The sequence below is a fragment of the Streptomyces sp. NPDC058045 genome, assembly GCF_042885635.1.
Classification (GTDB): domain Bacteria; phylum Actinomycetota; class Actinomycetes; order Streptomycetales; family Streptomycetaceae; genus Streptomyces.
Window position 1 is genome coordinate 118,155 of the sequence record NZ_JBHVRR010000015.1, and the last position, 8,945, is coordinate 127,099.

Consider the following 8,945-nt stretch of genomic DNA (forward strand, 5'->3'; position numbering starts at 1 on the left):
ACCCGGCACACCGCCCCGCGACCCGCGCAACTGTTCGGGCCCGCGGGGCGTCCCCCTTCCCGTGGGACGTGCACCGCGCACGCCCCCCAGGAACGAAGGGGGACGTACCTGATGAGTGACAGCAGCTCCAACACGGAAGAGACCGCCGCGGCCACCGAGAGCGCCGAGAGCGGCGAAGGCACTGCGGCCGCCGCCGCCCGCTACACGGTGGTCGCCACCGTCAACGTCCGCTCCGGGCCCGGTACTTCGTACGGCAAGGTGGGCACCGTACCGGTCGGCGCCCAGGTGTCGATCAGTTGCCAGACGCCGGGTCAGACCGTCACCGGCCCGCTCGGCACCTCCAGCATCTGGGACCGCATCGGCAGCGGCCGCTATGTCTCCGACACCTACGTCCGCACCGGCAGCGACGGCTACATCGCCCCGCGCTGCTGACCCGCGGGGGTTGACCCGCGGGGGCCGCCCGACACCGTCCGCCGCCGAGGCCGCTCAGCCGGCCTGGGGGTGGGCGGTGTCCAGCGTGAAGAGCACATTGTCCCCGGCGGCGACCACCAGCGCCCCGCCGGCCACCGTGACCCGCGGCGAGGCGGTGTCCCCGCCGCTCACCTTCCCCGAACGCGGATCGCTGCTCCACAGCAGCCGCCCGCTTCCCGCCTCCAGCGCCGACACCCGCCCGCTGGCCGAACTCACATACAGCGTCCCGCGGTCGAGCACCGGGGCGCACGGGTTCTCCACCGGCGTCAGCCGCGCCCAGCGGGGCTTGCCGCTCGCCGGGTCCACCGCGGTGATCCGCCCGTCGGCCCCCGCGAAGTACAACGTGCCGCCCGCCATCCCGGGAACGCTGTCCGAGTGGCGCTCCACCGGCACCTGCCGCGTCCGCCCGGTCACCGGATCCAGCCGGATCACCCGGTCGAAACCGTCGTACGACACCCCGTCCGGATGCTCCCGCAGCAGCACCAGCGAACCCCCGGCCTCGCCCACCGGCACCACATGCCCGCCGACGGTCACCGTGCGTCCAGGCTCCCCGGTGCGGGGGTCCAGGGTGGCGAAGTGCGCCGTCCGCACCGCCGCCGCCTCGGCCTCCGACGCCGGTACGCACATCGAGTAGAAGCGGTGGCCCGCGACGAACGGCAGGCACTCGGTGCCCGCGGGGAACGTCCGCGTCCACACCGTCCGCCCGCTCTCCGCGTCCCGCGCCACGATCCGGGTACGCGCCGGGTCCACCGAAACCACGGTGCCGCCCAGCAGAGCCGCGTCATGGGAGTGCCCGGTGAAGACGGCGGTCCTGCTGTCCACCGGCGCCGACCACACCTCATGGCCGTCCGCCGCCGACAACGCCACGATCTCCTGCCCCGGGGCACCTCCGGCCGGAATCCGGTAACCCAGTACGGCTTTGCCGCTCACCCCGATGAAGTGCACACCCTGTACCGGGATTCCGGGGCTGGTCCGCTTCCACACCTGCTTGCCGTCCGAGGCCCGCAGCCGCACCCCCAGCACACCACCGCCCCCGCAGTAGACGGAGTCCCCGGGGCGGGCGCCCGCGGTGGTCCCCGAGCCCGGCCCGCTGATGGTCGAACCGGCCGAGCCACCGGAACCCCCGGCCGCCGGTGCCACACACCGCAACTCGTCGGGGATGCCCTTGCCGCCCCGCACCGCGATCCGCCACGGCGCGAAACCCTCGGGCAACGCCACCTCGGCCGCCGCCACCGCGCCGCCCTTCCCGTCACCGTCCCCCGACCCCCCGTTCACCAGCGCGAACGCCACCCCGGTACTGACCGCCACCACCGCCGCGGCCCCCACGACCGCGGTACGCCAACGACGCCGGCGGGGCGCCCGGCGGGACGCGGCGGGTGTGCGGGTGCGGGTGCCGGATTCGGATTCGGATTCGGGGTCGGCTTCGGGGGCTGAGGTGCCGTCCGGCTCGGCTCCGGGGTCCGCTCCGGATGCGGTACGGGCGGCCGGGCCGGGGACGGGCTCCCTACCGAAGCCCGTACCGAAGCCCGTGCTGGTGTCGGTGTCGGGGCCGGCCGAGGTGTCGGTGGGCGGGCCCTTGAACGAGCTGGTGTCGGTCTCGGAGGTGATGCACCGCGCCCCCTCCGGCGCGGCCAGCTCCGACGGCAAGTCCCGCAACCGCACCAGCAGTTCATGCGTACTCGGCCGCTCCCCCCGCGTCTTCGCCAGGCACGGTTCGACCACCGCCCGCAGCGGCCCCGGCACCGCCCCCAGCACCGGCGCCCCGTGCACCACCTGGTACGCCGTCATATACGGGCTGTCCGCGTCGAACGGCCCCCGCCCCGTCGCCGCGTACACCAGCAGCGTGGCCAGCGAGAACACATCCGACTCCGGCCCCACCTCGCGCGGCGCCTGGAGCTGCTCGGGCGACATGAACGGCGGGGTGCCGATGACGCGGCCCGTCATGGTCAGGGTCTGGTGGTCGGCGGCCCGCGAGATACCGAAGTCGATGACGCGGGGCCCCTCGGGGGAGAGCACCACATTGGACGGCTTGAGATCGCGGTGCACCACCCCGACCCGGTGGATGTCGCGCAGCGCCTCCGCCAGCCCGATCGCCAGCCCCCGCAACTCCGGCCCCGCCAGGGTCCCTTGGTCCGCGATCCGCTGCGTCAGCGTCGGCCCCGGGATGTAGGCGGTCGCCATCCACGGATGCTCGCCCTCCGGATCCGCGTCCACCACCGCGGCGGTGAACGCCCCGCTCACCCGCCGGGCCGCGGCCACCTCCTGCCGGAAGCGGATGCGGAACTCCTCGTCGTCCGCGAACTGCTGGTGGATCAGCTTCACCGCGACCGGCCGCCCGGACTCCGTACGCGCCAGATAGACCGTGCCCATGCCGCCGGCACCGAGGCGCGACTCCAGCGGATAGCCGCCGATCTGCTCCGGGTCCCCTGCGCGCAGTCGCACTCCGCCGGCCTCCCCGTCCGTCTCCGAGCCGACCGGCCACCCATCGGCCTCCGGCACCACCCCGCCACGTTGTTCGACCCAAAACTAACCCCTCCCCCCACCCACCCGAACCCCCGGTCCGGTAGCACTCCGTCCAACTGAGGAGACGGTGTGCGTTCCGGCGCACTGACGGTGACGGGGTGGTGACTGCTGGGTCCCTGTGGGCGGGGCCGGCGCGGGGCTGCCCGGCTCCCCGCCGCGGCTTCGATCCCGCTCCGGGGATAATCGGGAACGTGAGCGACGCACCCGGCCCCCCGAACACCCCCGCCTCCACTCCCGGCCCCCGCCCCGAGCCCCTGCCCTTCTTCGGCACCACCTGGGTGGAACACGACGGCGGCTATCCACTCCGCCGCGTCGCCGCCGCGATCGGCTCCCTCGCCCTGGCCGCCGCCGGCTGCTTCGTCCTGCGCTTCGCCTACGACGGCCTCACCATCGCCGACGTGGGCTCCTTCGTCAGCCTGCTGGTCATCGTGATGTTCGTGGTGTGCAGCGCCCTCTCCTTCCGCCGCACCTGGGACGGCTTCTCCACACGCCACGACCCCGACTCCCAGGCCTCCGTACGCGGCCTCATGCTCATCGGTTTCGTCGGCGCCCTCCTCGCCTACTTCCTCCGCACCTTCACCGAAGCCCCCGGCGAACGCCTCCACCGCACCGAGTACGAAGAGGCCCGCACCCAGTACGAACGCCGCACCACCCGCCGCACCGGCAACCCGTCCCGCCGCGGCGGCAACGGCAAGACGGGCGGCGGGAAGGGGAGCGGCGGTGCCTCTTCCGCCAAGTCCCACAAGAAGCAAGGCAGTTGACCCGAACCAGTCGCCCCGCACCTACGGGGTGAGACTGGCCCTGTGACCGAGCCGACCCATGGCCAGTGCCTTGTCCGCTGGCCCCCTTTCCGCCGAACCCTTCTCCCGGCCACCCCTTTCCGGCCACCGCCTTCTCCGCCGGCCCTTCCTCCCGCCGATGCCTTCTCCCAGGCGCTCCTTCTCGCGCCCACCTCTCTTCCCCCCACTTCCAGCTCGGCCCGGCCCTCCTGCCGCCCGCTCCCTCTCCCACCGGCTCCTCTCGTCACCCGCCCTTTCGCCCAGCCGATCCGTCTCCCGGCTACCGCACGTCCCGCCGGTTCCTTCTCCCGCCCACCCCCTTCTGGCTCTGCCCCCACGTACGGCAGCGGGGCGGGCGCGGGCCTTATGCACGGCAGCGATACGCGGGCCGCCGCTCCACCCAACTTCCCCTCCACTCCCGCCAGTTCAGGCCCACCTACCCAGGCCCTCTCCGTCCCGCTGCCGCACTCCAGCCGCCCCACCACTCACCCGCACCGCCACCGCGCGGCTCCACACCGCCGCCGCTCCCCAACTCCTTGACGCCCGCCGCAACCAAGCGCACTATTCATCGCATGATGAATAAAGCCTCGCCTCCCTCCGCCCCCGGCGGACAAGGCACCCCTCCCGCCGTCCGGGCCACCGCCCTCACCGTCGTCCGCGGCCCCCGCACCGTGCTGCGCGGGCTGGACTTCACCGTCCCCCGCGGCCGCATCACCGGACTCCTCGGCCCGTCCGGCTGCGGCAAGTCCACCCTGATGCGGGCCATCGTCGGCACCCAGGCCAAGGTCACCGGCACCCTCGACATCCTGGGCGCCCCCGCCGGCAGCGCCGGCCTGCGCCCCCGGATCGGCTACGTCACCCAGGCGCCGTCCATCTACAACGACCTGACGGTGCGCCAGAACCTGGACTACTTCGCCGCCGTCCTCAATCCCGGCAGAGCAGCCGCGGACCGCCGCCGGAGCCATGTCACCCGCGCCATCGAGGACGTCGCCCTCACCTCCCACGCCGACGCCCTCGCCGGAAACCTCTCCGGCGGCCAACGGGGCCGCGTCTCCCTGGCCGTCGCCCTCCTCGGCGAACCCGAACTCCTGGTCCTGGACGAACCCACAGTCGGCCTGGACCCCGTGCTCCGCCGCGACCTGTGGGACCTCTTCCACCGCCTCGCCGCCCAACGCCACGCCACTCTCCTCGTCTCGTCCCATGTCATGGACGAGGCAGAGCGCTGTCACCGGCTGCTGCTGATGCGCGAGGGCACGATCCTCGCCGAGGACACCCCCGACGACCTGCGCACCCGCACCGGCTGCCGCACCGTCGAGGACGCCTTCCTGCACCTGGTCGACGAGGCCGACGGCCGCCGCCCCTCCCAGCCCGCGGAAGCCTCGCCCCAGCAGTCCCCCTCCGCCACGCCCGGCAAGGAATCCGCCCGATGAACGCCTCCCGCACCCTCGCCACCGCCGCCCGCGTACTGCGCCAGCTCCGCCACGACCCCCGCTCCATCGCCCTGATGATCCTGGTGCCGTGCCTGATGCTGTTCCTGCTCCGCTACGTCTTCGACGCCAGCGCCGCGACCTTCGACTCGATCGGTGCCTCCCTCCTCGGCATCTTCCCGCTCATCACGATGTTCCTGGTGACCTCCATCGCCACCCTCCGCGAACGCACCTCCGGCACCTTGGAACGCCTGCTTGCCATGCCGCTGGGCAAGGCCGACCTGATCGCCGGCTACGCCCTGGCCTTCGGCACCGTCGCCGTCGTCCAGTCCGCCCTCGCCACCGGCCTCGCCCTGTGGGGCCTGGGCCTCGACGTTGTCGGCTCGCCATGGCTGCTGCTCCTGGTCGCCCTGCTGGACGCCCTCCTCGGCACTGCCCTCGGTCTCTTCGTCTCCGCGTTCGCCTCCTCCGAATTCCAGGCCGTGCAGTTCATGCCGGCCGTGATCTTTCCCCAGCTCCTCCTCTGCGGCCTCTTCACCGCACGCGACGCCATGCACCCCGTTCTGGAGGCCGTCTCCAACGTGCTGCCGATGTCCTACGCCGTCGACGGCATGAACCAGGTCCTCGCCCACTCCAACCTGACCGCCGACTTCGTCCGGGACGCCCTGGTCGTCGCCGGCTGCGCCCTCCTCGTCCTCGTCCTCGGTGCCGCGACCCTCCGCCGCCGCACCCCCTGACCGCGCCCGCCACCCGGCCCCGCCGCCCGTCCGCCCAGCGGACACCCACGCCGCGACCAGCCCCGTGAGTGCGACCATGAGCCCAGGACGACGCACCCCGGGAAGGCACCGCACCATGGCACAGAAAGTCGCAGTCCTCGGCACCGGCAAGATCGGTGAGGCCCTGATCAGCGGCATGATCCGAGCCGGCCGGGCACCCGCGGACCTGCTGGTCACCACCCGTCGCCCCGAACGCGCCGCCGACCTCCGGGCCCGGCACGGCGTCACACCCGTCAGCAACCCGGAGGCCGCCCAGCAGGCCGACACCCTGATCCTCACGGTCAAGCCGCAGGACATGGGCACCCTGCTCGACGAGCTGGCCCCGCACGTCCCCGCCGACCGCCTGGTCATCAGCGGCGCAGCCGGAATCCCCACCTCCTTCATCGAGTCCCGTCTCACCGAAGGCACGCCCGTGGTCCGGGTCATGACCAACACCCCGGCCCTGGTCGACGAGGCCATGTCCGTCATCTCCGCCGGCAGCCACGCCACCGACGCCCACCTCGCGCACACCGAGGAGGTGTTCGGAGCCGTCGGCAAGACCCTGCTCGTACCGGAGTCGCAGCAGGACGCGACCACCGCCCTGTCCGGCTCCGGGCCGGCGTACTTCTACTTCCTGGTCGAGGCCATGACCGACGCGGGCATCCTCCTCGGGCTGCCCCGCGACAAGGCCCACGACCTCATCGTGCAGGCCGCGATCGGTGCCGCCGTGATGCTCCGCGACAGCGGCGAACACCCGGTCAAGCTCCGTGAGAACGTCACCTCACCCGCCGGCACCACCATCAACGCCATCCGCGAACTGGAGAACCACGGTGTGCGCGCGGCCCTGATCGCAGCCCTGGAAGCAGCCCGCGACCGCAGCCGCGAACTGGCCTCCGGCAGCAACTCCTGACCTGCCTCCCTTCCCTACAGCTCAACTCCCGCCTCCCACCCGTCACATGGGCGGCAGCAACCCGATCGCCCGATATGCCGCGTCCACCGTCGGCTTCGCCCGTTCCCTGGCCCGTTCCGCTCCCTTCCTCAGCACTGCGTCCACATGTCCCGGGTCGGCGGCCAGCTCCCGATGCCGTTCCTGGACCGGCTTCAGCAACTGGACCACCGCATCCGCGGTACGCCTCTTCAACGCCGCGTACGAGGAGAACTCACCGCTCAACTCCTGCGGCGTGGTCCCCTCACACGAGGCGAGGATCTCCAGCAGGTTCGACACCCCAGGTCGCGCCTCCTGGTCATACGACACATCGAACCCGCTGTCCGTCACGCCGCGGAGGAACTTTTTTTCGATGACTTCCGGTTCGTCCAGGAGATAGACGATCCCGGAGCCGGAATCATGGGATTTACCCATCTTCGACTTCGGGTCTTGGAGGTCCATCACCCGCGCCGCCACCGTCGGTTGGGTGGCCCGTGGCACCGTGAAGGTCTGCCCGTACCGCTGGTTGAACCGCACCGCCAGATCCCGGGACAGCTCGACATGCTGCCGCTGGTCCTCCCCGACCGGCACCTCGTCCGCCCGGTACGCCAGGATGTCCGCCGCCATCAGCGCCGGATAGGTGAGCAGCGACAACCGCACCCCGCCGCCCCGCTCCCGCTCACGCCCCGCCTTCTCCCGGTACTGGATCATCCGCCGCATCTCACCGTCGGTGGCCACGCACTCCAGCAGATACGACAGCCGAGCGTGCTCGTCCACATGGCTCTGCACAAAGAGGGTGCACAGCTCGGGTTCGAGGCCCGCCGCCAGCAGCAGGGTGGCCGCCTGCCGACTGAGCCTGCGCACCCTGCCGGGATCGTGATCAACGGTCAGCGCATGGAGGTCCACCACGCAGAACAAGGCGTCCGACCGGTGCTGATCCACATCAACCCACCGCCGGATCGCCCCCAGGTAGTTCCCCAGGGTCAGATGACCGGTCGGCTTGACCCCGCTGAAGATCCGGGTCGTGTACATGGGCGTTCGTTCCTCTCCGCTGTCGAAGCCGCCGCCTCGGCCACCGGCTCCGGAGAGGAGAAACGCGAACGGCCGCCGAGAAGGCGGCCGTTGAGTGCATACGTTGACGCGGCCGCCGTCAGGCGGCCCACCACTGCTGGGTGCGCGTATGCGTGGTCATGCCCCAAAGGCTACGTCCGGGAGGGCGGCACGTCACACGGTTGACACAAACTGGGGCGGCCCGTAGTGTCCTCCGAGTTGCCCGATGTGAGCGCCGACCTCGGTCGGATCCCGGGCACCATTCCGCAGAAGTTCCACCACACGACCGGCAGTCACTTGCCGCGTCGTTTCCGTGCGCTTTTGCGAAATGAGGGAATCCGCGTTCGATGGAACGCACCCCGATTAGGTCGGGGAACCGGGTTCCGCTAAGGTCTCACCACGTCGAAGCGGTCCAACAACCGCAATGACAAACCCCGCTGACGGGGAATCAGAGCCGAAGAGGTCTGATACAGTCAGAATCGCCGAAAGGGAAACGCGAAAGCGGAAACCGAACGGCAGCCCGCTCCAGCGGGTGGCAGAGAAGGAAATCGAATCTGCTAAGCTGGAAACACCGAAGGGAACACCCGGAGGAAAGCCCGAGAGTATCTAGCTGCTTGGGTGAGTACGATGGAAGTGTCCGTTCCTTGAGAACTCAACAGCGTGCCAAAAGTCAACGCCAGATATGTTGATACCCCGACTCGCGCACACGCTTCATTGTGTTGTGTGTGGGTTGTGGTTCCTTTGAAGAAGACACAGCGAGGACGCTGTGAATGATCGGGCTTATTCCGCCTGGTTGTTCCGCTCTCGTGGTGTTGCCCCGAGTACGGGGAAGCATTCACGGAGAGTTTGATCCTGGCTCAGGACGAACGCTGGCGGCGTGCTTAACACATGCAAGTCGAACGATGAAGCCGCTTCGGTGGTGGATTAGTGGCGAACGGGTGAGTAACACGTGGGTAATCTGCCCTGCACTTCGGGACAAGCCCTGGAAACGGGGTCTAATACCGGATATGACACG

At 70.8% G+C, this 8,945-nt stretch carries 7 protein-coding genes and 1 rRNA gene; 6 read left to right on the forward strand and 2 right to left on the reverse strand.

Annotation, left to right across the window (positions count from 1 at the left end; translation table 11 throughout):
- The first annotated feature begins 111 nt into the window (after positions 1-111).
- Positions 112-432, forward strand: coding sequence for an SH3 domain-containing protein (locus ACFVST_RS12605; RefSeq protein WP_390149670.1), 321 nt, complete (start codon positions 112-114; stop codon positions 430-432).
- 54 nt (positions 433-486) lie between these two features.
- Here ACFVST_RS12605 and ACFVST_RS12610 read toward each other — a convergent pair whose 3' ends face one another.
- Positions 487-2,913, reverse strand: a complete 2,427-nt coding sequence (locus ACFVST_RS12610; protein WP_390149672.1) for a serine/threonine-protein kinase — start codon at positions 2,911-2,913, stop codon at positions 487-489.
- Between the two features lie 272 nt (positions 2,914-3,185).
- Here ACFVST_RS12610 and ACFVST_RS12615 point away from each other — a divergent pair, with 272 nt between their 5' ends.
- The 4 genes from ACFVST_RS12615 (at position 3,186) to proC (ending at position 6,865) form a co-directional block, all read left to right on the forward strand.
- The gene (locus ACFVST_RS12615) at positions 3,186-3,755 is read left to right on the forward strand and encodes an EamA/RhaT family transporter (RefSeq protein WP_390149674.1); all 570 of its coding nucleotides are present in this window, start codon (positions 3,186-3,188) and stop codon (positions 3,753-3,755) included.
- A 590-nt stretch (positions 3,756-4,345) separates the two neighbouring features.
- Entirely contained in the window at positions 4,346-5,203 is an 858-nt protein-coding gene (locus ACFVST_RS12620; RefSeq protein ID WP_390149676.1) for an ABC transporter ATP-binding protein, read from the forward strand.
- Complete coding sequence (locus ACFVST_RS12625; RefSeq protein WP_390149678.1) at positions 5,200-5,937, forward strand: ABC transporter permease; 738 nt, start codon at positions 5,200-5,202, stop codon at positions 5,935-5,937. Before ACFVST_RS12620 ends, ACFVST_RS12625 begins: the two co-directional genes overlap by 4 nt.
- Before the next feature lie 115 nt (positions 5,938-6,052).
- A complete protein-coding gene (proC, locus tag ACFVST_RS12630) occupies positions 6,053-6,865 on the forward strand; it encodes a pyrroline-5-carboxylate reductase (RefSeq protein WP_390149680.1) in 813 nt (270 codons plus the stop codon).
- Between the two features lie 42 nt (positions 6,866-6,907).
- Here proC and trpS read toward each other — a convergent pair whose 3' ends face one another.
- Positions 6,908-7,912, reverse strand: coding sequence for a tryptophan--tRNA ligase (trpS, locus tag ACFVST_RS12635; RefSeq protein ID WP_390149682.1), 1,005 nt, complete (start codon positions 7,910-7,912; stop codon positions 6,908-6,910).
- Between the two features lie 852 nt (positions 7,913-8,764).
- Here trpS and ACFVST_RS12640 point away from each other — a divergent pair.
- Positions 8,765-8,945: ribosomal RNA gene (locus tag ACFVST_RS12640) — 16S ribosomal RNA — on the forward strand; the annotation flags it as partial.

Excerpts from the sequence above, each read along its gene's own strand:
- ACFVST_RS12605 (WP_390149670.1), top strand. The coding sequence starts at position 112 with ATGAGTGACAGCAGCTCCAACACGGAAGAGACCGCCGCGGCCACCGAG.
- ACFVST_RS12620 (WP_390149676.1), top strand. The coding sequence starts at position 4,346 with ATGATGAATAAAGCCTCGCCTCCCTCCGCCCCCGGCGGACAAGGCACC.
- ACFVST_RS12625 (WP_390149678.1), top strand. The coding sequence starts at position 5,200 with ATGAACGCCTCCCGCACCCTCGCCACCGCCGCCCGCGTACTGCGCCAG.
- proC (WP_390149680.1), top strand. The coding sequence starts at position 6,053 with ATGGCACAGAAAGTCGCAGTCCTCGGCACCGGCAAGATCGGTGAGGCC.
- trpS (WP_390149682.1), bottom strand. The coding sequence starts at position 7,912 with ATGTACACGACCCGGATCTTCAGCGGGGTCAAGCCGACCGGTCATCTG.